Annotated in this window: 29 protein-coding genes; 3 read left to right on the top strand and 26 right to left on the bottom strand. The window is 41.4% G+C overall.

Features of this window, described 5'->3' with window-relative positions; translation table 11 throughout:
• Positions 1 to 9 precede the first annotated feature (9 nt).
• The 9 genes from M594_RS01395 to M594_RS01355 form a co-directional block, all read right to left on the bottom strand.
• Entirely contained in the window at positions 10 to 198 is a 189-nt protein-coding gene (locus M594_RS01395) for a DNA-directed RNA polymerase subunit beta (protein WP_004241151.1), read from the bottom strand.
• The gene (gene murA / locus M594_RS01390) at positions 191 to 1,474 is read right to left on the bottom strand and encodes a UDP-N-acetylglucosamine 1-carboxyvinyltransferase (protein ID WP_173875772.1); all 1,284 of its coding nucleotides are present in this window, start codon (positions 1,472 to 1,474) and stop codon (positions 191 to 193) included. Before murA ends, M594_RS01395 begins: the two co-directional genes overlap by 8 nt.
• A gap of 23 nt (positions 1,475 to 1,497) precedes the next feature.
• Positions 1,498 to 1,728 carry a DUF1146 family protein gene (locus M594_RS01385; RefSeq protein ID WP_000250399.1) on the bottom strand — a complete coding sequence of 77 codons (231 nt, stop codon included), beginning with the start codon at positions 1,726 to 1,728 and terminating at the stop codon, positions 1,498 to 1,500.
• 57 nt (positions 1,729 to 1,785) lie between these two features.
• Positions 1,786 to 2,823 (bottom strand): SepM family pheromone-processing serine protease, encoded by a 1,038-nt coding sequence (locus M594_RS01380; protein WP_033687316.1) that lies wholly within the window; start codon positions 2,821 to 2,823, stop codon positions 1,786 to 1,788.
• Positions 2,807 to 3,295, bottom strand: coding sequence for a pantetheine-phosphate adenylyltransferase (coaD, locus tag M594_RS01375; protein ID WP_173875771.1), 489 nt, complete (start codon positions 3,293 to 3,295; stop codon positions 2,807 to 2,809). The genes M594_RS01380 and coaD overlap by 17 nt, the downstream gene beginning before the upstream one ends.
• A complete protein-coding gene (rsmD, locus tag M594_RS01370; RefSeq protein ID WP_173875770.1) occupies positions 3,285 to 3,824 on the bottom strand; it encodes a 16S rRNA (guanine(966)-N(2))-methyltransferase RsmD in 540 nt (179 codons plus the stop codon). Before rsmD ends, coaD begins: the two co-directional genes overlap by 11 nt.
• Positions 3,825 to 3,888: 64 nt before the next feature.
• Positions 3,889 to 4,881 (bottom strand): aspartate--ammonia ligase, encoded by a 993-nt coding sequence (gene asnA, locus M594_RS01365; RefSeq protein WP_084947345.1) that lies wholly within the window; start codon positions 4,879 to 4,881, stop codon positions 3,889 to 3,891.
• Positions 4,882 to 4,993: 112 nt separating this feature from the next.
• The gene (locus M594_RS01360; protein ID WP_001016903.1) at positions 4,994 to 5,677 is read right to left on the bottom strand and encodes a Bax inhibitor-1 family protein; all 684 of its coding nucleotides are present in this window, start codon (positions 5,675 to 5,677) and stop codon (positions 4,994 to 4,996) included.
• Positions 5,678 to 5,731: 54 nt separating this feature from the next.
• Entirely contained in the window at positions 5,732 to 6,472 is a 741-nt protein-coding gene (locus tag M594_RS01355; protein ID WP_173875769.1) for a TrmH family RNA methyltransferase, read from the bottom strand.
• 33 nt (positions 6,473 to 6,505) lie between these two features.
• On the opposite strand from M594_RS01355, the gene M594_RS01350 reads away from it, so the two are divergent.
• Entirely contained in the window at positions 6,506 to 6,784 is a 279-nt protein-coding gene (locus M594_RS01350; protein ID WP_001174616.1) for an acylphosphatase, read from the top strand.
• A gap of 77 nt (positions 6,785 to 6,861) precedes the next feature.
• Positions 6,862 to 7,788, top strand: a complete 927-nt coding sequence (yidC, locus tag M594_RS01345) for a membrane protein insertase YidC (RefSeq protein WP_020901995.1) — start codon at positions 6,862 to 6,864, stop codon at positions 7,786 to 7,788.
• Between the two features lie 178 nt (positions 7,789 to 7,966).
• Here the strand turns inward: yidC and M594_RS01340 are convergent, their stop codons facing one another.
• From M594_RS01340 to M594_RS01265, 16 genes are all read right to left on the bottom strand, one after another.
• The gene (locus M594_RS01340) at positions 7,967 to 9,055 is read right to left on the bottom strand and encodes a sensor histidine kinase (RefSeq protein ID WP_020901994.1); all 1,089 of its coding nucleotides are present in this window, start codon (positions 9,053 to 9,055) and stop codon (positions 7,967 to 7,969) included.
• Positions 9,025 to 9,711, bottom strand: coding sequence for a response regulator transcription factor (locus M594_RS01335; RefSeq protein WP_020901993.1), 687 nt, complete (start codon positions 9,709 to 9,711; stop codon positions 9,025 to 9,027). Before M594_RS01335 ends, M594_RS01340 begins: the two co-directional genes overlap by 31 nt.
• Before the next feature lie 61 nt (positions 9,712 to 9,772).
• A complete protein-coding gene (locus tag M594_RS01330) occupies positions 9,773 to 10,492 on the bottom strand; it encodes an ABC transporter permease (RefSeq protein WP_173875768.1) in 720 nt (239 codons plus the stop codon).
• A 1-nt stretch (position 10,493) separates the two neighbouring features.
• Positions 10,494 to 11,279: an ABC transporter permease gene (locus tag M594_RS01325; RefSeq protein ID WP_173875767.1), complete on the bottom strand. Its 786-nt coding sequence runs from the start codon at positions 11,277 to 11,279 to the stop codon at positions 10,494 to 10,496.
• Between the two features lies 1 nt (position 11,280).
• A complete protein-coding gene (locus tag M594_RS01320; RefSeq protein ID WP_173875766.1) occupies positions 11,281 to 11,991 on the bottom strand; it encodes an ABC transporter ATP-binding protein in 711 nt (236 codons plus the stop codon).
• A 274-nt stretch (positions 11,992 to 12,265) separates the two neighbouring features.
• The gene (pflA, locus tag M594_RS01315) at positions 12,266 to 13,060 is read right to left on the bottom strand and encodes a pyruvate formate-lyase-activating protein (RefSeq protein ID WP_173875765.1); all 795 of its coding nucleotides are present in this window, start codon (positions 13,058 to 13,060) and stop codon (positions 12,266 to 12,268) included.
• Between the two features lie 125 nt (positions 13,061 to 13,185).
• Positions 13,186 to 14,436 carry a diaminopimelate decarboxylase gene (locus M594_RS01310; protein WP_173875764.1) on the bottom strand — a complete coding sequence of 417 codons (1,251 nt, stop codon included), beginning with the start codon at positions 14,434 to 14,436 and terminating at the stop codon, positions 13,186 to 13,188.
• A 66-nt stretch (positions 14,437 to 14,502) separates the two neighbouring features.
• Positions 14,503 to 15,330, bottom strand: a complete 828-nt coding sequence (gene purR / locus M594_RS01305; protein ID WP_004255834.1) for a pur operon repressor — start codon at positions 15,328 to 15,330, stop codon at positions 14,503 to 14,505.
• Positions 15,331 to 15,435: 105 nt separating this feature from the next.
• Positions 15,436 to 16,377, bottom strand: a complete 942-nt coding sequence (locus tag M594_RS01300) for a 3'-5' exoribonuclease YhaM family protein (protein WP_000703213.1) — start codon at positions 16,375 to 16,377, stop codon at positions 15,436 to 15,438.
• Positions 16,367 to 17,623 (bottom strand): DNA recombination protein RmuC, encoded by a 1,257-nt coding sequence (gene rmuC, locus M594_RS01295; RefSeq protein ID WP_173875763.1) that lies wholly within the window; start codon positions 17,621 to 17,623, stop codon positions 16,367 to 16,369. The genes M594_RS01300 and rmuC overlap by 11 nt, the downstream gene beginning before the upstream one ends.
• A 1-nt stretch (position 17,624) precedes the next feature.
• On the bottom strand, positions 17,625 to 18,287 hold the full coding sequence (locus M594_RS01290) for a thiamine diphosphokinase (protein WP_173875762.1): 663 nt from the start codon (positions 18,285 to 18,287) through the stop codon (positions 17,625 to 17,627).
• The gene (gene rpe, locus M594_RS01285) at positions 18,250 to 18,906 is read right to left on the bottom strand and encodes a ribulose-phosphate 3-epimerase (protein WP_004255827.1); all 657 of its coding nucleotides are present in this window, start codon (positions 18,904 to 18,906) and stop codon (positions 18,250 to 18,252) included. Before rpe ends, M594_RS01290 begins: the two co-directional genes overlap by 38 nt.
• A gap of 10 nt (positions 18,907 to 18,916) precedes the next feature.
• Positions 18,917 to 19,795 carry a ribosome small subunit-dependent GTPase A gene (rsgA, locus tag M594_RS01280; RefSeq protein WP_173875761.1) on the bottom strand — a complete coding sequence of 293 codons (879 nt, stop codon included), beginning with the start codon at positions 19,793 to 19,795 and terminating at the stop codon, positions 18,917 to 18,919.
• Between the two features lies 1 nt (position 19,796).
• Positions 19,797 to 20,669, bottom strand: a complete 873-nt coding sequence (gene rsmA / locus M594_RS01275) for a 16S rRNA (adenine(1518)-N(6)/adenine(1519)-N(6))-dimethyltransferase RsmA (RefSeq protein WP_001216838.1) — start codon at positions 20,667 to 20,669, stop codon at positions 19,797 to 19,799.
• A 65-nt stretch (positions 20,670 to 20,734) separates the two neighbouring features.
• Positions 20,735 to 21,301: a ribonuclease M5 gene (gene rnmV, locus M594_RS01270; RefSeq protein ID WP_049502254.1), complete on the bottom strand. Its 567-nt coding sequence runs from the start codon at positions 21,299 to 21,301 to the stop codon at positions 20,735 to 20,737.
• The gene (locus M594_RS01265) at positions 21,301 to 22,074 is read right to left on the bottom strand and encodes a TatD family hydrolase (protein WP_173875760.1); all 774 of its coding nucleotides are present in this window, start codon (positions 22,072 to 22,074) and stop codon (positions 21,301 to 21,303) included. Before M594_RS01265 ends, rnmV begins: the two co-directional genes overlap by 1 nt.
• A 156-nt stretch (positions 22,075 to 22,230) precedes the next feature.
• Between M594_RS01265 and M594_RS01260 the strand changes: the two genes are divergently transcribed.
• Positions 22,231 to 24,075: an APC family permease gene (locus M594_RS01260; protein WP_173875759.1), complete on the top strand. Its 1,845-nt coding sequence runs from the start codon at positions 22,231 to 22,233 to the stop codon at positions 24,073 to 24,075.
• A gap of 287 nt (positions 24,076 to 24,362) precedes the next feature.
• On the opposite strand, the gene M594_RS01255 is transcribed toward M594_RS01260, so the two are convergent.
• A complete protein-coding gene (locus M594_RS01255; RefSeq protein ID WP_173875758.1) occupies positions 24,363 to 26,327 on the bottom strand; it encodes a peptide ABC transporter substrate-binding protein in 1,965 nt (654 codons plus the stop codon).
• Positions 26,328 to 26,383 lie beyond the last annotated feature (56 nt).

Raw genomic sequence — 26,383 nt, 5'->3', positions numbered from 1 at the left:
TTCTCCAGTCTAATTTCCTGTAAATTTATGAATCAATTCCTGCCATTTTGCTGGAGACAGGATAGCCCATGGATCTTGACCCTTGCCCAAGATTCCATAACCTACCATTAAACCGATTCCTAGGGCTAGAGCACCCAAAAACAGTACCAAAATGACTAGAAGTAAACGCTTGATTACGTAGCTTGATTTCTTATTCATCTTCATCACTTGCCTCAATCCGCTGAATCTTAGCACCTAGCTGCGCCAACTTCTCATGGAAACGGTAGTAACCTCTATCCAAGTGAACCAATTTACCAACTACAGTTTCTCCTTGTGCTACCAAACCTGTCAAAATCAAGGCTGCGCTGGCACGAAGGTCAGTTGAAAGAACTTCTGCCCCCTGCAAAGGTTGACCACCAACAATACGAGCTGTATCACGGATAATCTCAGAGTGCAAGCCCATGCGACGCATTTCTTCTAGATGTTGGAAACGATTTTCGAAAACTGTCTCCACCATAGTTGACTCCCCTTTTGCGACGGTCATCAAGGCTGTAAATTGAGCCTGCATATCTGTTGGAAATCCTGGGTGGGGCAAGGTTTTCACATGAACAGCTTTTAGATTTTCTAGTTGAGAGCGAACTCGAATCCCTTCAGTCTCCTCTGTCACTTCCACTCCCATTTCAAGCAACTTGGCAATCAAGGGACGGTTATGCTCCCAGACAGCGTCTCGAATCAAGACATCACCACCAGTCATAGCAGCAGCTACCATAAAAGTTCCTGCTTCGATACGGTCTTGGACTACATTGTGAGTCGTACCATGAAGTTTCTCAACACCGGTAATGGTAATGGTCTCTGTACCAGCACCCTTAACCTTAGCTCCCATTTCATTAAGGAGAATGGCTAGGTCAACAATCTCAGGCTCACGCGCAGCATTTTCAATCACTGTCACCCCATCAGCTAGGGTCGCTGCCATCATCAAGTTCTGCGTTGCACCAACACTTGGGAAGTCCATGTAGATATGAGCTCCATGTAAGCGATCCGCCTTGGCTTCGATATAACCAGCCGTCTGACTAATCTTAGCCCCCATGGCTTCTAAACCTTTCAAATGAAGATCAATAGGGCGGCTACCAATCGTACAACCACCTGGCATGGATACCTTGGCATGACCTACACGAGCAAGAATTGGTCCCAAGACAACGATGGATGCGCGCATCTTGCTAACATACTTGTAGGGAGCCTCCTCTGTGATATTGCCAGTCGCATCCACCTCGACAAGATGAGCTTCCTCATCAAAATCCACCTTGGCATTCAAACCACGAACCACCTGATTCATGGTGAAAACATCTGACAAGATAGGAACATTCTGCAAGACGGTCTTTCCTTCACTTGCCAGAATAGTCGCTGCTAACAAGGGCAAGACTGCATTCTTTGCTCCTTCAATCGTAACACTTCCTACCAGACGATTATCGCCACCTTGAACCACAATTTTTTCCATACTTATTTCCTTTACTCTTGATTTTATAATAATCCTCTAAGCGCTTCTTGCCACAACTGATACAGACTGATAAAGAAAGAACTCATGATATATCCCATTACAATGCTGAAAAAGGCTACTAGTAAACGAACTTTTCCTGTGTTCTCAGCTGTTACTTTTAAGACTTTTTCCCATCTAACAAGATTCTTTAAAAGGTAAAAACTCACATAAATAAAGAGCATGTGACTGCTTAGAGTGAATAATAATTGAACCATTTGACTATTATACCATCTTCTCTGTTTGTGCGCTAGTTTGGAAACTTCACTTAAAAACTAGGGATTGTTTTTCAAGTAATCAATTGCATCTTGTAGGGTTTTAACGGGAACAATTTTCATATCTGTCTTGATTGTTCTAGCTGCTTCCAGGGCTGTTTGGTAGTTGTTTTTAGCATCAGGATGCGCTTTTTGTTCTTCTTCGCTAACAGGGTTATCCGGGGCAAAGAAAATAGCAGCACCTTCTCTAGCCGAAGCAACAACTTTCTTATCAATACCTCCAATGTCCCCCACATTCCCATCGCGATCAATGGTACCTGTACCGGCAACGATACGACCATTACGAAGACCAGGGTCAGCTATTTGAGTATAGATGGCCAGACTAAACATGAGACCTGCACTTGGACCGCCAATACCAGCTGTTGAAAAGCGAATTGGGACATCACTGGTTACTTCTGTACGGTCAATCAAGCCGATTCCAATTCCATTTTTGCCATTTTCTAGCGTAATGATTTTTCCTTCTGCAGACTTGGTTTGCCCATCTTCTTCATAGGTGACCTTGACAGAATCCCCTAATTTTTGAGAATTGACGTAATCAATCAAGTCTTTGGAACTATCAAAGGTCTGATCATTGACTGCTGTGACCGTATCAGAAATGTTGAGAATCCCTTTAAAGGTCGAATTATCCGTCACAGTCAAGACATAAACCCCAAGATATTTGAGTTCAATATCCTTACCAGCTGTTTTTAACCCTTGATACTTGGCCATATTTTGCGATGTTTGCATGTAGAATTGATTGATCCGCATAAATTCAACATCGGAAGAACCACCTGTAGTCTCCTGAGCACTACGAATATCTGTAAAAGGCGTCAACCATGCATAAATCATATGAGCTAAAGTGGCATGCTGGACACCAACCGTAACGAATTGATAGGCACCAGCTTCCTTATCTTCTGTGTCATTGACTTTAAGGACTTGGCGAATATCTTCCGAACCACCTGGAACCTCTATATAATAAGGCAAAGGCACTACAAACGCCAAGAAAGTCACAATCAAGGCCGCAATGACATATAAGGGCCATCTAATCTTTTTTTTCATTTCTTATTTCCTCCAAAATACTCTCGGGAACATAGCAGGCAATATCCTGACTAAATTTCAAAAGCTCTCTAACACCGGATGAACTGATATAGAGATGTTCAGGTCGGCTATGTAAATAAATGGTTTCTATATCAGGAGACAGTTGATGGTTGTAGTAATCAAAACTGGCTTCATATTGCAAATCCGAAGCATTTCTCAAGCCTCGCACTAGGAAAGTAGCCCCCAGTCTTTTTGCAACGTCAACCACCAATTCATCATGAGAAGACACGACTTCAACATTTCCCAAATGTTTCAAAGCATCTTCTAGCCCCCGTTTACGATTTTCGATAGGGAGAAATCCTTGTTTGTGGGGATTAAAAAAAATACCGACATAGAGCTTATCAAAGAGTCTGCTCGCCCGTTCAATGATATCCATATGCCCATTTGTCATCGGATCAAATGAGCCTGTGAATAAGCCAATCTTATCTGACATAAACTGTCACCTTACTAATTCCATAAATTTTTTCCTTCCAGATGCCCAGGCAGGCAATTTCTTCTGTAAGTTCAACGGCCTTATCCGTTTCACACACGACCATGACATCTTCAGAAAAAAGCTCTCTCTCAGCCATTTTTTCAATATCTGATACGATTTGTTCCTTGGCATAAGGAGGGTCTAAGAAGATGAGATCGAATTTCCCAGATACCTGTTCCAATGCCCTTTCTGCATCCATCTTGAGTAGTTGAAATTTTCCAACTTCCTTGGTCATCTGAATATTTTCAGCCACGATGGCTTGAGCCTTACGGTCACGCTCCACCAAAACAGCACTGGACATGCCACGTGAGACTGCCTCGATAGATAAACCACCACTACCTGCATAAAGGTCCAAGACTCGTCCCCCTTCAAAGTAGGGACCAATCATGTTAAAAATGGCGCCCCTAACCTTATCCGAAGTAGGTCTTGTCGTCTTGCCTTCTAGTGTCTTGAGGGGACGTCCCCCATAGATTCCTGATACGATTTTCATACCGTTTATTATACCAAATTATGGGCGAAAAGAGAAAGAAAACCGAACCTTACGGTTCGATTCTCTACAAAATATTTTCGTAAGTATCGCGAACTTCTTGAGGCCAAACACTTGTTTGCACCTCTCCGATGTGTTTCTTGCGAAGTAGGAACATGGCCATACGAGATTGTCCAATTCCTCCACCGATTGTCAATGGGAATAAGCCATTCAACAAGGACTTGTGCCATTCCAATTCCAAGCGGTCTTCATCACCTGTGATTTTCACCTGACGGCGAAGAGTTTCTTCATCCACACGGATTCCCATAGAGGACAACTCAAAGGCTCCACCCAGGGATTCATTCCAGACAAGAATATCACCATTTAGACCCTTGTAGCCATTTTCAGATTCGCTTGTCCAGTCATCGTAGTCTGGTGCACGTCCATCGTGCGGTTTACCGTCTGGTAATTCACCACCAATACCAATCAAGAAGACAGCACCAAATTCTTTACAGATAGCATTTTCACGTTCTTTCGGTGTCAAGTCTGGGTAGCGTTCTACCAACTCTTCTGTGTGGATAAAAGTGATTTGTTTTGGCAAGATTGATTCGATGTCATAGCGGGCTTCAACAGCTAGCTCAGTCAGGCGAATAGCCTTGTAAATCTTCTCAACTGTTTCTTTGAGATAAGCGATATTCCGTTTACCATTTGGGATAACCTTCTCCCAGTCCCACTGGTCAACATAAACAGAGTGGGTCGCATCCAGAGAATCTTCGTCTGGACGAAGGGCCTTCATGTGGACGAAGAGACCCTCACCCTCACCGAAACCAAAACGGGCCAAAGTATGGCGTTTCCATTTAGCAAGGGAGTGCACCACTTCATAAGTAGCATCAGGGATTTGGAGAACCTTGACTGATACGGCATTCTCCACACCTGATAAATTATCCTGCATTCCGTCACCGACCCTGCTCAAGATAGGACCTTGAACTTCGACAACTTCTAACTTATCTTTCAAATACTGGGTAAAAGTGTTTTTGACAAAGGAAATCTCTTCTTGTTGATGGATAAAACTTTTCTTCATAAACTACTCCTCAAAAAATTAATTAAAAGCATTATACACCTATTTCTAAGAAAAGGAAAGAGCAAATTTAAAAAAAATCAGTGCTCCTTCGAACACTGATTTCATAGACCTTTTAGTCATTACGACCAAAAATACGTAGAATACTTAGGAAGAGATTGATAAAATCAAGATAGATACTGAGAGCCATTGACACAACCCAGCCTGTCGCTACACGACCTTGTGATTGTTCATAAGCGAGACGAATTCTTTGGTTGTCCCAAGCAATCAGCCCAGAGAAGACCAAGACCATGGCTACGCTAATCATATAATCAAAGAAGCCACTAGCCAAGAAAATATTGACTACCATAGCAATCAGCAGACCAATAAGAGCAGCCATCATAGCCCGACCAAGGCCACTCAAATCTTTCTTAGTGAACATACCGACTGCCGCCATGACAAAGAAGAGAAGGGCGCTTGATACAAAGGCAGACAAAACTGTACCCGGAGTATAGAAGGCCACCACAAAACTAAGGGTAAAGCCGTTTAATACTGAGTAAAGTAAAAATACTGGAAGAGCCGCTGGACTATTCTTTAAGGCCATGTTACTAGCAACGAAGACTAGTGCTAGCTCTGCAAAAGTAGCAATGGTTAACCAGAGACGCCCCTGCATCAAAAAGTAAACCAGCTGAGACTGAAAGACCGTCAACATAAGGCCAGATACCAAGGCTGATAGTCCAATCCCCAGACCAACAAAGGCATAAACCTTAGCGTAAAATTGATTGAGACCTGCGCGGTCATGAATAATAGTGTGATTCATCTTTTCTCCTTTTCTATGAACATCTTTCCTTGATTATAGCAAAGAAAGTTAAAATTAACTTAAATGGAAAATTAAAATACCGGCTGCAACGGCAACATTGAGACTCTCCGCCTGCCCCTTCATACTAATGTGGACCAACTGGTCTGCACTTTCAGCCATAAGGGGACTAATTCCTTGCCCCTCATTTCCCATGACTAGTACAAAATTTTCTATAGGAGGCAGTTCTCTGTAATCAACAGAATCTTTAGATAAGGTTGTTGCTAGCACTGGGATACCTGCTTCTTTAGCTTCCTCAAGCAGTGCTTGACTAGTCATCCGATAAATAGGTAAATGGAAATGACTACCTTGCATGGAACGCAAGGTCTTGAGACTGTAGATATCTGCCGACTTATCTGAAACAATCACTCCAGTAAAACCTGCTGCATCCGCAGTCCGAATGATCGTTCCCACATTACCAGGATCTTGCACATCTTCCAAAAACAAGAACTTGCCCTGACTCAAATCAGCTTGTCCTACTTCTTCTTTTTGAACCACGGCAACGATTCCCTGTGGAGTCTGAGAATCCGCCAAATCTAGCAGAATATCCTCTGACACCCAGACAATTTGCGGAAAAGCAGATAACTGATCTCTATAACTTTCTAGGGCAAAAATTTTCTCAATCGTCACTCCAGCTTGAACAGTTTCTTCAAACAAGTGCCAACCTTCAATCAAATAAGTAGACTTACGGTATTTTTTTTGGTGTAATTTCTTGGCATTTTTTACCACAGAATTGGCTTTTGAGGTTATAATAGTCATAGAAATATTATAACACAATCAAAGGGGTTTGGTATGCAAAAGGTTAGAATGATTGCCCAAGGCAGGGTGCAGGGAGTCGGCTTTCGTTGGGGTGTTTACAGCTTGGCTCTCGAAATCGGTGGCATAACAGGTCGAGTCTGGAATAACGACGATGGCACAGTGGAAATCTTAGCCCAAGCAGACTCATCTGCTACCATGGCAAAATTTATCCAAGAAATCCGGAAAGGACCGACGCCTTTTTCAAAAGTCAGCTACTTAGATGTCAAACTGAGCAACTTTCCTCCCTATCCTGACTTTAAAATCGCAAATTAGGTCTCTAGAACTATTGTATATTTTGTAAAAAAACAGTAGAATAGAAAGGTATAATTTTTAAAGAAGGAATAAAAACAGTGAAATCTATTAAACGTTTTGCACTCTCAGCTATGGGAGTGGCTATGTTGCTAGTCTTGACTGGCTGTGTTAGAGTCGATAAAGCCACAGGAAAGCCAATAGGATTTATTTGGAATACTATCGGAGCGCCTATGGCTGAAGCTATCAAGTACTTCGCTACTGATCAAGGTCTAGGCTTTGGTGTCGCTATCATCATCGTAACCATTATCGTGCGCTTGATTATCTTGCCACTTGGTATCTACCAATCATGGAAGGCAACGCTTCACTCTGAAAAGATGAACGCCCTCAAGCACGTCCTTGAGCCACACCAAACACGTCTCAAGGAAGCGACTACTCAAGAAGAAAAACTCGAAGCCCAACAAGCTCTCTTTGCCGCTCAGAAAGAACACGGCATCAGCATGTTTGGTGGTGTAGGATGTTTCCCTATCCTCCTTCAAATGCCTTTCTTCTCAGCTATCTACTTTGCTGCCCAACATACTGAAGGGGTTGCTCAAGCAAGCTACCTAGGCATTCCTCTAGGTTCTCCAAGTATGATTTTGGTTGCCTGCGCAGGTGTCCTTTACTATCTTCAATCGCTCCTTTCACTTCACGGAGTAGAAGACGAAACGCAAAGAGAACAAATCAAGAAAATGGCTTACGTGAGCCCAATCACGATTGTTGTCTTCTCCCTCATTTCACCAGCCAGTGTCACACTTTACTGGGTTGTCGGTGGTTTCATGATGATTCTCCAACAGTTTATCGTCAACTATATCGTTCGTCCAAAACTTCGCAAAAAAGTCCGTGAAGAACTGGCAAAGAACCCACCAAAAGCAAGTACTTTCTCTACACCAAGTGGACGAAAAGACGTTACCCCTGGACAACCAACTGCTATCACAAGCAAGAAAAAACATAAAAATCGCAACGCTGGAAAACAACGTTCGAGATAAGGCTACGTAAATTATCCAATAATTAAAAAAACGAATGAATGATAAATAGTTTTCATCAACTAGATATCATCATTCGTTTTTATTATCTACCGTTACATCTTATACTAATCGAAAACGTTAAATAGTTTAAAAGCTCACATATAAAAAACTATTCAATCATAAATTAACAAGTAAATCACTATGATTTAATACAATTCACAGTTATTAAAACTTCTGCTCCCGCGTCTCTATTTCTAAGCTCAACTCGGCCTTTGTGTAGTTTTGCAACTCTACATACAAAACTAAGTCCAATACCATAATGTTGCTCTTTAACCGATCTAGCTTTATCCATACGATAAAAGAGCTTTCCAAAATTATTTAAAACTTCATCTGGAAATTCCGAGCCATTATTCCATATGCCTATTTTCAATTCTTTCTCCTCTTGCTCTACCCTAATGTTAATTTTAGGATTCTGTTTATCGGCGTATTCCAAAGCATTTGTTAAAATATTTTGTATGGCACGAATCAGAAGAGATGGATTTATATAATAGTTTTCAGTTCCTTTCACATTTTGTTCAAAAGAAAACTTCATCTGATTTTTTATCAAAAAAGAGACTTCTTTCTCTAATTCATTGATAAAATCTGAAGAGGAATACTCCGTCCAACCTGTCTCATCATCATAATAGGTTTTAGAATAGTGAATCAATTGATTGAAATAATCTAGTAACTGTTGACTAGCTCTTTCTATATCTGCTAAGCATTCTTGAGATTGGTCGTTTTCAGTTATCGTCTGCAAAAATTCCACATTTCCCCTAATAATGGTTAAGGGAGTTTTTAAATCATGAGAAGCTGCTGAAACCTGAAACATTAAATCTTCTTTCTGCTGTTTCTCATCAACTATTAATTGTCGAATTCTATCTTGCATCACAATAATCCGATTTCCTGTCTCGCGAAATTCTTTAACCGTTAAACTTTCTGTACATTCCTTCTCCAACCACATACTATTTTCATAAATCAAAGTCATTTCATAACTCAGTTTTTTCAACAATTTTCCAATGTGATAACTTATTAGAATAATCAATAAAACACAAATATATATCCATGATGACACATTAAAAAAGATTGATAGAACACCACTATTGTTTAAAGGTTTCCCATCTTCATTTATTTGTATAGATACTGAAGCTAAGGGAATAAGATAGGCCATTAGTAAGCCAAGACTAAACTGCCAAATAATTCTCCAACAGGTTTCTCGAATTAATTGTCTAAAACTTTTGATTCTACCCATTGATATCCTCCACCATACAAGGTTTTAATTGGATTTAATTGATAAGGTTTCAGCTTTTGACGAATTTGATAAATATACTCTGAAACCGAACGTAAAAGAGCTTCGGAACTTTGTGGATATAGATAATTATAAATTTCCTCTATAGAGTATATTCTACTTGGGGTGCTTGCTAAAAGATTCACTATATCAAATTCCCTCCTTGTCAAGGCAATCTTATCATCGTTTACAAATAGTTCCTTACTATCCGTATATAGTATAAGCTTCCCAATCTTTATTTGATGAACATTTCCTTTAGTCCGTTCTTCACGACGCAAGTGCATTTTAACACGTGCTAAAAGTTCTTGCATACTAAAGGGCTTCATAATATAATCATCAGCACCTGCATTGATTCCAGCTACTAAGTCTTCATCCATATCCTTGGCAGTTATAAAACAGATAGGAACAGTTATCTGCTCGCGAATCATCTGACAGATTTCTAAACCACTAACAGGCATCATAATATCTAATAGAATCAAGTCAAAGCCTGTAAAATCACAAAGATCAATCTCTTCTATCTTATTTCGTATGACTACTTCATATTTTTCATATTCTAGTACTTTTTTTATTAGGCGAAGAATAGCAAGATCATCATCTACAACCAAAATTTTATAAGCCATAACTCACCCTCCTGAATATATTATAGCACTAACTGAGAAAAAGACAGGATATCCCCTGTCTTTAGCGTACATTTTTTCCTATAAGTATCAATGTAGCAAATAGAAAAACAATTAATAACCAAACTATTTGTATCCCTAAGCCTTGCCACACTGGATAATAAAGAGACAATGGATAGGTATAAAAACAATTCATACTAGCCAGTAATGGTAAATTTCTAAAAAAAGAACTGAATTGTAATAACATTTGTCCCAACCCCAATAAAAGGGATAAACTTATTCCCAAAATTAAGATAAAAGACTGGGAAATAAATACAAAAATACCACTTAAAAGAGAGAAGGTTAGAATAGAAATACAAGCTGGAAATAGAATTGTTAGAACATGTTTAATATTACTCAAAAGATTGATATTGTAGTATCCTTGCGCGATTAGTATGCATAATGATATTACAGTAGCCAATAATACAATTTCCATACATAATACAATAGCTAGTTTACAGATTATAAATATCAAACGATTTGGACATGTAAGAAAACTGGTACGAAGGCTAGAACCTGTAAATTCTTGACCTATAAATAGAACAGCTAGACTAATGAAACCCGCCTGTCCTAAATAGAGACTTTGCAGTAGCTGTTCCAAAACAAACTGTAGGGTCAACTGGTCTGGCTTATTATTTAAAAAAATAACTAACGCTGGAACACACAGTAATAGAGCACCTATAATCAACCAGTGCCACGGATTCATAATAAACTTGAGATACTCACTTTTAAGTTGCTCTTTCAACTTATTCACCTCCTCCAATATCTGACTTAAGTAAGCGGTAGATTGCTAAAGCCAAGAATGAGAAGTTCCAACAAAGTAAAAGTAAAATATTTTGTAAACTATTATGTTCTAAAATTTGAGGAGATGTAGCAATCAATCCTTGCCCCAATGCAACTGGAAGAAATTTTGCAACCGATATATAGTTTGCTAAGAATGTTCCTAAATTGTAGACTTGAGGAAGCAAAAATAATAGAGGAACAATGGATGTTTTAAATGTCAAAGCCATAATATAGGCTAGCAGTCCCAACAAGGTCCAAGCTATACTGGCTAAAAATATATAGAACCAAACTCTCCCATTTAGTGAAAAAAGCAATAAGCCATCTTGTCCTAAAACATAATGTGTCATGTTAATCGTCAGGAATATTGATAGAAAGGAAATGAAAAAAGAAAATACAAGCCAAACTAATGTTTTTGAAACTAGGAAAGTACTTCGATTTGTAATAGAGAGGATGCTTGTACGAATAGCAGAGCATTTATACTCCTCGGCTCCGTAAATTGAGCCTAGGATAATCATAATAAAAATACCAAATAAAGTGACGTCAAAACCTAAAAATTCAATAGGAGGTATAGCTTCTGCTAATTCTGGATTTGTCTCTGGTGTAGCATGGATACCAACTGAAACAATTTGAGAAGCACCAATATTTGCTAAAAATGTTTGAAATACGAGTATCAAGAATAGTACAATATGAGTAGCTCTCTTATAAAATAATTTCAATATTTCAGAATGAAGAGAGTAAATAAGTGCCATGTCACTTTCCTCCTTCTGTTAAACTAAAGAAGACTTCTTCTAGTGAAGAAAGATTTTTCATCACTTCTTGTAAAGTGCCTTTTATAAGAACTTTTCCTTTATTTATGATAACTACATCATCTGTTACTGCTTCCACTTCCGATAATATATGAGATGATAGCAAGACTGTCTTTCCTTCTTGAGCTTGTTTTTTTATAAACTCTCTAAACCACCGAATTCCCCTTGGATCCAACCCATTAGTCGGTTCATCTAATATCAGATATTGAGGATTTCCTAATAGAGCTGTTGCAATTCCCAAGCGTTGTCCTTCTCCTAATGATAACTTCCCAATTTTAGATTTTTTCTTATGGCTAATATCCACCATATCCAAGACTTGATCAATTCGCTGACTGGATATCCCATTACTAGCAGCAACAATTTTCAAATGTTGATAAACAGTCCGATCATCAGGAGCTCCTACACTGTCAAATGAAGCTCCTACAATCTTTAGAGGAAATTTTATTTCCTTATAAGTTTGATCTCCAATTTGGGTAAGACCAGATGTTGCTTTGTCTAATCCTAATAAAATACGTAAGGTTGAACTTTTTCCAGCTCCATTTGGACCTAGGAAAGCAGTCACTCTACCTGCTTTTGCTTCAAAAGAAATATCTTTTAAAATTTGAGTTTGGCCATACGACTTACATAAATTTTTAATGGCAATACTTTGTTCCATAGATGTTCTCCTATTCTATTTAATATTTCTAAAAGTAACTATATCTTACATATTCTTTTTCGGATTTTTTTCAGAATTTAGAGAGTAAAAAAGATTTAATACTCAATAAAAATCAAAGAGCAAACTAGGAAGCTAGCCGCAAGCTGTACTTGAGTACGGTAAGGCGACACTGACGTGGTTTGAAGAGATTTTCGAAGAGTATAAAATTTTGTTTTATTTAATTATATATATTTGTGTAAACTTAAAAGCCCGATGTTTCCATCAGGCTTCTTTTTTATCCATGTACACGTTTCAAATAGTCTTGATAACTTTCAGTATCCATGAGTTTCTTAGCATTCTTGACGCGGTCTGCTGTTGGTGGTTTGACCCCTTCGAGGGAATATGGAATTCCCAGTTCACGCCATTTGAATTCTCCCATGGTATGATATGGTAGAATTTCAAACTTATCCACATTTTTGAGGGTCTTGACGAACTTACCAAGTTCAATCAAGTCATCATCTCTATCTGTCAAACCTGGAACTAGCACGTGGCGAATCCAGACAGGTTTTCCAATATCTGATAGATACTGGGCACAAGCCAAGATATTTTTATTGGTTTGGCTAGTAACAATTTTGTGCTGTTCTTCGTTGATTTCCTTGATATCCAAGAGAACCAAGTCAGTGACAGCCATGAGTTTGTCAAACTTCTCAAGGTAACGTGGTTTATTACGAAAAGGAAGGGCACAGGTATCCAAGGTACAGTGGATTCCTTGTTCCTTGGCCTTGGTAAAAAGGGCAATCAGGAAATCAATCTGCAAGAGGGCTTCTCCTCCACTGACTGTAATCCCACCCTTATTTCCCCAGAAACCGCGGTAGCGCAAGGCTTCTGTCAAGACATCATCTACCGTCCGTTCACGTGACTTATTGGACTCCATAGCCCAAGTGTCAGGGTTGTGACAATACTGGCAACGCATGTGACAGCCCTGCAAAAAGACAATAAAGCGAATACCCGGCCCATCTACTGACCCAAAGCTTTCTGTCGAATGCACCATTCCTGTCACTTGTCCATAATCAATTGTTTCTTCAGACATATCGTTACCTTCCTTGAAAACGTTTTATAGTTTTATTATATCACGACTTGAAGGAAAAACAAGATTTTTGCCTATTTTTTAGAAAGCAATCTGTTTTTCAATTTCATTTTCAATTAATTATCATTTTACTCTTCAAAATCAAAACCATACAAGGTTGCAAAATAGTCCTCAGGGCGCTCTGCACGGCGGATTTGGCGGGCTTTGCCTTCTTCAGTATAAAGGATTTCCGCAGAACGAAGTTTGGCATTGTACTGGTAGCCCATTGAAAATCCGTGGGCACCTGTATCATGAATAACCAACAAATCACCAATTTCTGTATGAGGCAGTTCACGATTCACTGCAAATTTATCATTGTTTTCACAGAGTGAACCGACCACATCTACCACTTCAGCTGGCCCATTTGGATGTGTCAGATTGGTAATATGGTGGTAGGCGCCGTACATAGCTGGACGCATAAGGTTAACTGCTGATGCATCCACACCTAGATAGGTACGGTAGGTTTTCTTCTTATGGGTAACTCTTGTGACCAAAGCACCGTGAGGGGCTAACATAAAACGACCCAATTCGGTGAAAATCTTAACCTGACCAAGACCTGCTGGCGTAAGGACCTCTTCATAAACCTTACGAACCCCCTCACCAATCAAAGCAATATCATTTGACTCCTGCTCAGGACGATAGTTAACACCAATACCGCCAGAAAGATTGATAAAGTCTAGCGAAATACCCAACTTTTCCTTGATTTCAACAGCCAATTCAAAAAGCTGACGCGCCAACTCTGGATAATAGAGATGGGTCACGGTATTGGACGCTAGGAAGGAGTGAATCCCAAAAGTCTTAGCTCCTTTTTCCTTCAATATGGCAAAAGCTTCAAAGAGCTGGTCCTTGGTCATGCCAAACTTGGCTTCTCCAGGATTGTCCATAATATCTGTTCCTAGCTCAAAAACACCCCCAGGATTGTAACGACAAGAGATGATTTCTGGAATGCCTGCTGCACGCTCCAGATGTTCAATATCTTCAAAGGCATCCAAATTAATGGTCGCACCCAATTCACGTGCATAGGCGTATTCCTTGTCTGGCGTGTTGTTTGAAGAGAACATAATCTCAGAACCAGGGAAATCCAGTTTATGACTCATCAAAAGCTCCACATAACTAGAGCAATCCACACCACAGCCTTCCTCTTGGAGAATTTTCAAAATAGCTGGGGTTGGAGTAGCCTTAACTGCAAAATATTCCTTAAAGCCCTTGTTCCACGAAAATGCTTGGTTGACGGCTCTTGCCTTTTCACGAATTCCCTTCTCATCATACAAGTGAAAGGGAGTCGGGAACTCGGCAACAATCTTTTCTAAGTCTTCTTTATTGATAAATGGTGTTTTCATAAGTTTCCTTCTATTCTATTTGCAAAGAAAGGCTGGGACAATCGTTCCAACCTTTAGTTCTATCTCTTATTTATCTTCGTCAAAGATATTGCCAACCTCAACATCGATGGTTTGGTTCTTGACATCAATATTGGTTACCTTCAAGAGTGACTTGTAGTCAAACTGCTTTTCACGTTCTTCTTGGGCATTATCCGCAAAGACTGCTACACCAGCCAATTCCGAATCAAACTCACGCAAGAGACTAATCATCCCATTGACAGTTCCGCCACCTTTCAAGAAGTCATCCACAATCAAGACACGGCTGCCTGCCTTGAGACTACGTTTTGAAAGGAACATTTTCTCAATGCGGTCACCACTTGAACCTGAAACATAGTTGACGCTGACAGTTGAACCTTCGGTAATTTTCAGGTCACGGCGCACAATAACAAAAGGAACATTGAGGACATTGGCAACTGCATTTGCAAGTGGAACACCCTTGGTCGCTACGGTCATAACGGCATCAATTTTTTGGTCCATAAAGCTCTTGGCAATAATACGACCAATATTTTTCAAGATAGCTGGTGTGCTAAGCAAATCAGACAGGTAGATATAGCCACCTGGCAAGATACGGTCACTTTCTGACAACTTGGCACGCAAGTCCTCAACCATTTCCTTGGCATCATGGCTTGAGATTGATGGTGTGAAAATGACACCACCACCAGCACCAGTTACTGTCTGGATATGACCGATTTCAATTTCCTCAAAGGCGCGTTTGATAATCACGATATCCTCTGAGATGGATGATTTAGCAGATTCGTACTTTTCAGCAAAAGTATTGAGACTAGTTAGTTTATAAGGATTATTAATCAAATAGTTGGAAATGACAACCATCCGATCACTTCTTCTTAATTTCATTTCTATTTCCCACTTCATTTAATTTTGATATTTTATCTATTATACCATATTCACATAAAAAAACGAACATTCTTATCCTAAAAAATGCTCATTTTTCTTAAATTATTAATCTAAATCTGGTTTATAGAAGGAACGATTGTCCATAGCGAAGATTTTATTGGTCATCTCTCCCTTATCCACCAAAGCAAGAGCAGTTGACATCATCATCATGCTTGCATCCAGATTGTCAATCATATGGATAATCTCTGCTTCCATAATGCGTGGACGGACTGGACTTCCATACTCAAGCAAGCCGTGGTGACTAAGGATGACGTGACGAAGCAGAACGACTTCTTCCTTGGTATCATCGATACCGAGTTCCATAACTGTTTTAGTAATTTCGCTATCAATCAAAGCAATATGCCCAAGGAGATTGCCTCGCACTGTGTACTCGGTCTGGTCTGGTCCCGTCAACTCAATGACTTTAGCTAAGTCATGCAGCATAATTCCCGCATAGAGCAGGCTCTTATTGAGCTGAGGATAAACTTCGCTAATAGCATCTGCCAAACGCACCATGGTCGCCGTATGATAGGCCAAACCCGTTTCAAAGGCATGGTGATTAGTCTTGGCAGCTGGATAGGAGTAGAATTCCTTATCATACTTGGTGTAGAGCTTTCGGACAATTCGTTGCCAGACAGGATTTTCAATTTTAAAAATCATTTGCGACATGTAGTCACGGATTTCCTTGACATCAACTGGCGACTTGACCTTGAAATCAGCTGGGTCATTGGGTTCACCAGGTTGAGGCAGGCGAAGGGTAATTTGATTGACTTGAGGGGTGTTGTTATAAACTTCTCGGCGTCCTTTCATGTGGACAACCTTACCTGCAGTATAGGCCTCAACGTTATGAGGTTGGGCATCCCAGAGTTTCCCTTCAATCTCGCCACTATCATCTTGGAAGGTAAAGGCTAGGTAGTTTTTCCCAGCTCGAGTTTGCCTCAGGTCAGCTGACTTGATTAGGTAAAAGCCTTCAAACAGCTCATCTTTTTTCATGTGACTAATCTTCATATTCTTCCTCATTTTCTTGGAAATGGAGTAAATCAAGCGCAGGCTCACCTTCTGACAACTCAATGTGACGGAGCGTCCGCTCGATAGCTGTAGTGCGACGGTTTAATAATTCATCAATATTGCCAGAGGCATGTTGGAGATGTTTTTGTGCCTTAACCAGAATGCCACCAAACTTGCCAAATTCGGTCTTGACACTGGCAAGAGTCTTACTGATATGGTCGGCACTCTTTTGGATATTGAGAGTTTTGAATCCAACTGATAGGGAATTGAGGAGAGCTGACAGGGTACTTGGACCTGCGACAATAATCTGCTCCTCCCTTCTCAAATCATCAAAGAAGACCGGATTGCGGACGATTTCTGAGTAGAGACCTTCTGTCGGAACAAACAAGATTCCAAAATTGGTCGTCCGAGGCGGTGCTATGTACTTGCTCTTGATATCCTTGGCAAAGCGCTTGACACTTGCTAAGAGTGACTTGCGACAGCGTTCAATATCGTCCTTGTCACCTGCTTCATAGGCTTCTTCTAATCGGTAATAATCTGCCAGTGGAAACTTGGAGTCAATCGGTAAGTAGACATATTCCTGGTCACCCTGTCCAGGCAACTTAATGGCATACTCCACTCGTTCACTGGAGTTTTCAACCGTTGCATATTCTCGTTCATACTGGGCTGGTGTCATGATATCTTCGATAATTTGCCCCAGTTGCAATTCTCCCAGAATCCCTCGCGTCTTGGTTCCAGAGAGAACCTTGTTGAGGGCGCCGACATCGCGGGCAACTATCTGCATTTCTCCAAGACCACGATTGACAGACTCCAATTGTTTGGAAACTGTCTCAAAGGAGGCCTGCAAGCGTGTCTGTAAGGTTTTTTCTAGTTTTTCCTCGACTGTTTGGCGCATTTGTTCCAAGCGTTGCTCATTTGATTCCTGCAAGGCTTGGAGACGTTGGTCAGTCTTGTCTCTGGTTTGGAGGAGATTATCTGTCATTTCTTGACGAACTTGAGTTAAGCCTTGGTGCAATTCCATTCGAACTTCTTGCAAACGGTCGCTGACAGCTACTTCCAAGTCTTTTTGATCCAACTGACTGGCTTGTCTGGCTTGTTCAAAGCGATAATCCAACTGGTCTGACAAGTGATCTGCCTGATCCTCCAAGCTCTTGCTTAGGTGTTTCTCCTGCTTATCCTGCCTTTGCCAAATCAGAAAGAGGCCAGCAAGGTTGGCAATCAATAATAGAACAAGTAAACTTTCCATCCTACCTCCTGTCCTTGCTATGCAGTACGACCACATAACCATCTGGGCAAGTCACCGAAACTTCCCTATCTATATATTCGTTAGAAGCGTACACTTTTTTAAAGAAAAAATTCTCCTCTGTCAACTCATACTTAGCTCCGAGAATAGTCAGCTGGCTATCCCGAACTGGCATAAAGGCTAGATAGTCGTAGTCTGAACGGGGTTCTAGCTGACTGGTCCCTTCTGGACAATAGGCAATCAAATTTTGCCCATCCTCAATTTCTATCTGGCGCATATAGGGCGCCAACTTAGGATTGCTAGGTAGAAAGACGTTAGCTAGCATATGATCAATACGACCACCCAAAGCACCGAAAATAGTAACCTGAGCCTGAGAATTTTGCTCAAAGATGGTTAAGAGAGCCAATTCCAGATCTGTATCATCTTTTTCTGGTCGGGCTTGAACAAAATGCTGGGCACGTTTTTGAATCACCTGTCGCTCTTCTTCCGTCACAGAATCAAAATCTCCGACTGCTAGAGTAAGAGGCAAATCTTCTTCCAAGACCCAGAGAGAACCTCGATCCACACCGACAAATCTATCAAAGTCCGTCCGATAATGACCACGATCTCCACCTGCAAAAACGGCAACCCTAGTCCAGTTGTTTTCTGAGAGTTTGTACTCGCTCATTGACATCTCCCTTAAAGACATAGGAACCTGCTACAAAAACGGTCGCACCAGCTTCTTTGGCTTGAGCAATGGTTTGATCATCGATCCCGCCATCGACTTCGATTTCAAAGTTCAAGCCTTTTTCATCACGAAGGGCAACCAACTCACGGACCTTATCCATGGTTTCAGGCAAAAAGGCTTGCCCACCAAAGCCTGGGTTAACTGTCATGACTAAAACTTGGTCAACTAGATGAAGGACGTGCTTGATGGCTTCAACAGGCGTACCAGGGTTAATGACAACTGATGGCTTGACACCGAGTGAACGAATTTTTTGGAGGGCACCATGAATATGGGGCGTTGCTTCCACATGGATGCTGATGATATCCGCTCCCGCACGCGCAAAGTCTTCTAAATGATGCTCAGGATTAGCTACCATCAAGTGGCAGTCAAAGACCATCTTGCTATGAGGGCGAAGAGCTTCGACCACACCTGCACCAAAACTGATTTGTGGCACAAAGTGCCCATCCATGATATCGATATGGGCATATTCTGCCCCAGTTGCTTCTAGGCGTTTGATTTCACGTTCAAAGTTGGCATAATCTGCTGCCAGAATTGACGGAGCAATCTTGTATTGAGACATAGGTTTCTCCTTATTTTGGAATTTTTTTGCTGACTTTTTTATAGGTTTCTCTGCGATTTTCAATCTCACTGAGGAATTGCAGGTAGTTGTCAAAACGGAAGATGGCAATGGCACCCTCTTCTACTGCCGGCTTCACTGCACAGGACGGCTCATGGGTATGGGTACAAGTGCGGAATTTGCAGTTTCGGCTGACACTAGCAATCTCTGGAAAGGCCTGATTGAGGTCTTCCGCTGTTGATACTTCATAATCCAATGATGAAAAACCTGGTGTGTCTGCGATTTTACCTCCATTGAGATTATAAAAACTAACTGCTCGAGTAGTGTGGCGCCCGCGACCCAGACTGTCTGAAATTTCTCCTGTTTCAAGATTGAGGTCTGGTGCGATTTTATTGAGAAGTGTTGACTTCCCAACACCTGTCTGCCCCATAAAGACCGTAACCTTGCCTGTCAATAAAGGCAGGAGTTCCTCTTTACTGGTCACAAAGTCATAGCCGATATCACCATAGGTCTGTTGGTAAAAATCCAGTTCCCCTCTATCTTCCAGTAGGTCCATTTTGGAAATATAAACGATGGGATGGATGTCCTTGTGCTCCAAAAGAACCAAGAAACGATCCAGCAAATTGCTGTTAAAATCAGGTTCCTTGACTGACATGATTACTACAGCTTGGTCAATATTAACAATTGGCGGACGGACTAGGCTGTTTTTGCGTTCGTGAATCTTGAGGATATAGCCTTCTGAATTTTCCTCGGCAGAAAAATCTACCAAATCCCCAACGTAGGGAGTATGGCCTTTTTTACGAAAATTTCCACGCGCTCGTGTTTGATAAACCTTGCCATCACTCTCTACATAGTAGAAGCCTGCCAAGGCTTTAATAATTTGTCCCTGCATCTTAGAGTCCTTGCCCTTTAAGTGCATCTGCTAGGCTGGCAAATTCTGCCAAGCTGAGGGCTTCCCCACGTACACTTGGTGACAAGCCTGCTTGGTCCAAAGCCTTGGTCAGCTTGTCCTTGACCTCTTCAGTCTTGCCAAAGTAACCTGTCAAATTGTTCCACAAGGTCTTGCGACGATGGGTGAAACTAGCCTTAGAAACCTTAAAGAAGAAGTTCTCGTCTTCCACTGCTACGGCTGGTTCTGGACGACGCACCATTTTCAAAATAGCAGAGTCCACGTTTGGCGCTGGCACAAAGACCGTACGAGGCACGATGAAAGCAACCTTGGCAGTCATGTAATACTGCACCGCAATCGACAAGCTACCGTAAGCCTTGGTATTCGGCTGGGCTGAAATGCGGTCTGCCACTTCTTTCTGCATCATAACAACAAACTCACTAAAAGGAATCCCACTCTCGATTAAGTGCATGAGAATAGGCGTCGTGATGTAGTAAGGTAAATTAGCCACTACCTTGATTGGCAGGTCAGGATTTTTGAAATTCTGGATATGTTGCGCCAAATCAACTTTGAGAATGTCCTCGTTGACTACGGTAACATTGTCAAAATCACGCAAGGTATCTGCCAAAATCGGTACCAAACGATGGTCAATTTCAAAGGCCATGACCTCTGCTGCACGCTCAGCCAGAAACTCGGTCAAGGCACCAATCCCTGGCCCGATTTCGATGACATTAACCTGGTCATCAATCTCAGCCGTATCCACGATTTTTTGAAGAATATTGGTATCCGTCAAGAAATTTTGCCCGAAGGACTTTTTAAAGGTAAAACCGTGACGCTCCAGCACTGCCTTGGTCACGCTGTAATCTGCAATTCTCATCTATTCTCTTTTCTATTATCTGTTACTACTATTGTAACACATTCCCCTTGTATTTTGGGGTCTACTTAGCTGTTCTCATAAGATTTCATAGCTTCTTCCACTTCCACCAAGGTTACTCCAAATAGTTCTAGGCGTTTCAAGAGTTGCTTGCCGTTGGAATAGCCAATTCGGAGAGCTTCTCCTAGATATTCTCTTCGCTTACGGCTATCTGCTCCCGCTAGAAAACCAAGGCGAATCAAGTCGCTACGACTGATATCAAACTGACTCTCATGTTCAAATTGTTCTGTAATCTGAGCTAGAGCCGTTTTCAGGTCTTCATAGCTGGCATGCTCAATTCCCAGAGAACGGCCCTTGGTCTTGGACTTGGGGACAGCTTCATCTCGTTTGAGGAAGGCATGCTGAACTGTTGGAATGGCCGTCATAATCATGCGACGAATCCGCTCCCCATTAAAATCTGGGTCTGTAAAGACAATGACTCCATGGCGTTGGTGTAGACGCTGAATACGTGCAATATCTTGCTCATTGATGGCAGAACCTCGTGTCTCATAGGTCTCTACATCGAAATAACGTTTGAGATTGGCCGTATCATCGCGACCTTCAACCACGATAACTTGGGAAATTTTCTCTTTCATTACTTGCTGTCCAATCCAAAAATTCGTTCTGCATTTGCAGTTGTTATCGCCGCTAGCTCTTCTGCCGTCATGCCACGCAAGTCAGCGATAAAGTCCACTACATAGCGAGTGTAGGCTGTTTTATTTTCACGACCCCGTTTAGGAACAGGAGCCAAGTAGGGAGCATCCGTTTCCACCAAAATCTTGTCCAAAGGAAGTTCTCTAGCAGCTTCTTGGATATCAGTTGCCTTCTTGAAAGTCACCACTCCTGAGAAGGAAATGGTCATACCAAGGTCCACAAACTTCTCTGCCCATTCAAGAGTTCCCGAAAAAGAATGCATGATACCACCTCGAGGACCAACGCCCTCACTCTTGATAATCTCATAGGTATCTTCCAACGCATCACGGGTATGAACTACAAAAGGCAAATCCAAGTCCTTAGATAACTGAATCTGACGGCGAAAAACCTGCTCCTGCACCTCTTTTGGCGCTGTCATCCAATGGTAGTCTAAACCAATTTCACCTAGAGCCACAACCTTGGAATGTTTTAACTTATCCAACAAGTAAACCTCGACTTCCTCCGTGTAAGTCCCTGCTTCTGTAGGGTGCCAACCAATAGTCGCGTAGAGTTGGTCGTACTCATCCACCAACTCCAAAGCACGCTCAATCGTCGGTTTATCAAAACCAACAATATTCATCTGTGTCACACCCATCTCAGCAGCTAAGGCGATTTCTTCTGCCTCATGACCTGCAAATTCTTCTACATTCAAGTGTGTATGTGTATCAAAAATCATCTCTTCTAACCTCGTTTTCTATCTTCTATTATACCAAAAAACTGCCCTCTCTCCTCATCTGTACAAAATATTCTAAAATCCATCGTCGTCTCTTGACGCTATTTTCCCAAAGCAGTATAATAGCACTTATTGAAATTTTCAGAAAAGGAAAATACAATGTTTACAAAATTAAAACAGACTTTTATCGGTCGTCCTCTTAAGTCCTTAACAGAAGGCGAGGGAGGTCTGCTGGGAAAAATGCAGGCCTTGGCTATGTTGTCAAGCGACGCTCTATCTTCCATTGCCTATGGGCCTGAGCAAGTAGTCCTCGTCTTGGCTAGTCTCTCTCCTCTTGCGATATGGTGGAGTCTTCCTATCGGCCTCTTTGTCCTCCTGCTCCTAGCTAGCCTGACCGTCTCCTACCGTCAAATCATCCATGCCTACCCTCAAGGGGGAGGGGCCTATATGGTTACTCGAGAAAATCTATCTCCCGAACTTGGCTTAATCGCTGGAGGTAGTCTGCTAGTTGACTACATGCTGACTGTGGCGGTATCGGTGTCATCTGGAGCCGATGCTATCACAGCAGCTCTCCCTGCTCTCCACCCTTACAACCTCCACATTTCCATTTTTCTAGTTTGCTTGCTTATGCTCTTGAATTTACGGGGCTTAAAAGAATCTGCCAGTTCACTGATGATTCCTGTCTATCTCTTTATCATCAGTACTGTCTTTCTCTTGCTCTACGGAATCTTTCAACTAATGACAGGGTCTCTCAGCTATCAGGCAACTTCACCTATTGGGCATGCTGCTCCGAGCCTGTCTATCGTTCTCATTCTAAGAGCCTTTACCAGCGGCTCTGCCTCTCTGACAGGAGTTGAAGCTATTTCAAATGCCGTTCCCTTTTTCAAGGCTCCGAAAGAAAAGAATGCCGCTCAGACCTTGACCATCATGGCCTTGATTTTAGGTTTTCTTTTTGCAGGCATTACCTTCCTAAACTACTGGATGGGGATTATGCCTCAACACGGAGAAACTATTCTTTCACAGATGGCTCAAGGCATCCTTGGTAATTCCTTCTTAGGTCACCTTGGCTATTATATCTTCCAATTCTCCACAGCCTTGATTTTGGCCGTAGCTGCAAATACTGGCTTTTCGGCCTTCCCTATGCTGGCTTACAATATGGCTAAAAACAAATACATGCCCCATCTCTTTATGGAAAAAGGAGATCGCCTAGGCTACTCTAATGGAATTTTAACTCTGGCATTTGGGGCTATGATTCTTCTTCTCATTTTTAATGGCAATACCGAACGTTTGATTCCCCTTTATACTATCGGGGTCTTCGTTCCCTTTGCCCTTTCTCAGACTGGGATGATTCGCCATTGGAAAAAAGAAAAAGGGGTAAATTTCTTAAAACCTGCCCTTGCCAATATCCTTGGAGCTATCATTTGCTACGCTATCGTGCTAATCCTGCTCTTTTTCCGTCTCAGTGATATCTGGCCTTTCTTCCCGATTATTCTCGTACTCACCCTACTCTTCTTAGCGATTCACAGTCATTACCAAAAAGTGGCCCAACAACTACGACTCTATGAAGGCATCGAAAAACGTACCTACGATGGCAATCTTGTCCTCGTCCTAGTAGGAAATGTCACCCGCGTCAGCGTCGGAGCCATTAACTACGCTCAAAGTATTGGTGACGAAGTCCTAGCCATGCATATTTCTACCAAGGAAACAGCAGAAAAAGACCAAGAAATTCTCCAAGAATTTGCCGATTACTTCCCAACCATTACTCTGAAGAACATCAAGACCAGCTACCGTGACATCATCACCCCTACTGTCAAGTATGTCAAACGAATCTCTGAGGATGCTCAGAAAAAGAACTATACAGTCACTGTTCTGGTACCCCAGTTTATCCCTAATAAACCTTGGCAAAATATTCTACACAATCAGATGAGTCTCAAACTCAAATATGCACTCCGCTGGCACCAAGACGTCGTTGTCGCTAGCTATTCCTATCACTTAAAAGAATAAAGAAAAGGCCCTACCAGAAGCAAGAAGCTCTGGTAAGGCCTTTTTCTGAATCCATTCACTATGCTTATACTCAATGAAAATCAAAGAGCAAACTAGGAAGCTAGCCGCAGGCTGCTCAAAGCACTGCTTTGAGGTCGTAGATGAAACTGACGAAGTCAGCTCAAAACACTGTTTTGAGGTTGCAGATAGAACTGACGAAGTCAGTAACCATATATACGGTAAGGCAACGCTGACGTGGTTTGAAGAGATTTTCGAAGAGTATTAACTGAAAAGCATGACTAGGAATATCATTGAATGTGGTTAGCTAAATCTTCCTGAGCTTTTTTATTTGACTCAGCTTTTTCTTTCAGCCATTTTTCATAGAGTTCTTGGTACTGTTTAGCAGTGACTGGCTCTTTTTGCAATTCAACATATTTGTAGTTGTCCGCATTTCCCTTATGACCAACGAATGAGAATGGTCCTGTAAACGGTACAGTCTTACGGAAGATTGGGTTAGCTCCACCACTTTGAACTGGTAGGAAGAGGGCACTATCTGTCAACCAAGCTTGGGCTTCAGCATATTTTTCATAGCGAGCTTGAGTATCTGTGATTTCCGCATCAGCCTGATCCAAGAGTTTCTTGTAGTCAGCAAGACCAATCTTGTCCTTGACTTCCTTGTCTTTTCCTTCAGACAAGCCCATGTTTTTCAACTGAGAGCCTGTCTCTGGATCAAGAATAGCTAGGTAAGTCTTAGGGTCTGAGTAGTCTCCACCCCATCCTGAGATGTCGATATCGTAGTCTTTTTGTTCTGCTGTATCTGCAAAGTAGGTTGCTTGGTCTTTTTCATCTGGAGAAAGTTGGATAACGTCGATAACTACATTCTCCTTACCAAGAGTTTCTTCCACTGTTTGTTTGAAAGATCCAGCCTGTTGCACATCTAATTTAGCAGTCTGGTCAACTGGCATATCCAAATGAATTGGGAAGGTTACTCCCTGTGCTTGCAGACTTTCTTTAGCCTTAGCAAATTTTTCTTTGGCCTTTTCAGGATTCAAGAAGGCTTGCTTACCATCGTTTAGATTGATATTTGCCCAATCTTTACCGTAATTGACAATTTTTTCATTGACAATATCACCGAAGTTCTTATCACCAACTTGGACAAAGTTACTTGGTGTAATCGTGTTACGCAAGATACGGTCTGCTCCATCTTCACCATTTGTCTGCGCTGCATAAGCATGACGGTCAAAGGCAAAGTTGATAGCCTGACGGAAATCTTTATTTTGCATAGCTGCGCGTGAATCTGTCTTTTCCTTATCAGACTGTTTCATAGTCTGCTTGTAGCTTTGACGATTGACGTTGAAAAGATAGTAGAAAGTAACTGAGTTTTGTGGTGTATAGGTAATCTTGTCCTCATTTCCCTTCTTGAGTTCAGCAAAGACTGAACTTGTTGGGAAGATACGACCATCTGTATAGTTACCATCCAAGAAACCTCTAGCAATGCTGTCTTGGTCAGAACCGTCAAAGAAAGAGAGTTTCACTTTCTCAATTTTGACCTTGTCCTTATCCCAGTAATTAGGGTTTTTGTCAAGTTCAATCAAAGATTTGGATGTGAATGATTTAAATAAGTAAGGACCATTTGACAAGATACTTGATGGTGTCACACTTCCAAAGTCATCTCCCTGAGACTTCAAGAAGGCTTCATTTACAGGACTAAGGATACTTGCTGTTGTTTTAGAGTTCCAATAAGTCTCAGGTTGGTTGAGAGTGTATTGTAGCGTGTAATCATCCACTGCCTTAACACCAACAGTTCCAAAATCAGATGATTTTCCTTCAACATAGTCTGCTAGCCCCTTGATAGAGTCTTGTACCAAGTACAAGTTTTCAGCTTTTTTATCAGCCGCATACTTGAGACCTGTCACAAAGTCATGAGCCGTTACATCTGCATACTCTTCTCCTTCAGAAGTGTACCATTTAGCCCCCTGACGGATTTTATAAGTGTAGGTCAAACCATCTTTTGACACTGTCCATGACTCAGCCATAGATGGGATGAGATTGCCATACTGGTCATTTTCCAACAACCCATCAATCAAGTTGGTTGTGATACTAGATGTTGAGTCTCGAGTAGAGGTAATATAATCCAAGGTATCTGGGTTGCTAACAAAGATATAAGAGTAAGTCTTGTCTGCATTACTTGATTGGGAAGACCCACATGCCGCTAGAGCTAGACCTGCTGTCAAAGCCATAGCTCCAAAAAGCATAACTTTTGATTTCTTCATGATTATTCTCCATTTTTTACTATATGTGAAATATTATACACTATTTGAGCAAAAAT

This window comes from Streptococcus mitis, assembly GCF_013305725.1.
GTDB classification, from domain to species: domain Bacteria; phylum Bacillota; class Bacilli; order Lactobacillales; family Streptococcaceae; genus Streptococcus; species Streptococcus mitis_BO.
This window is presented reverse-complemented; position numbering and strand designations above follow the sequence as displayed.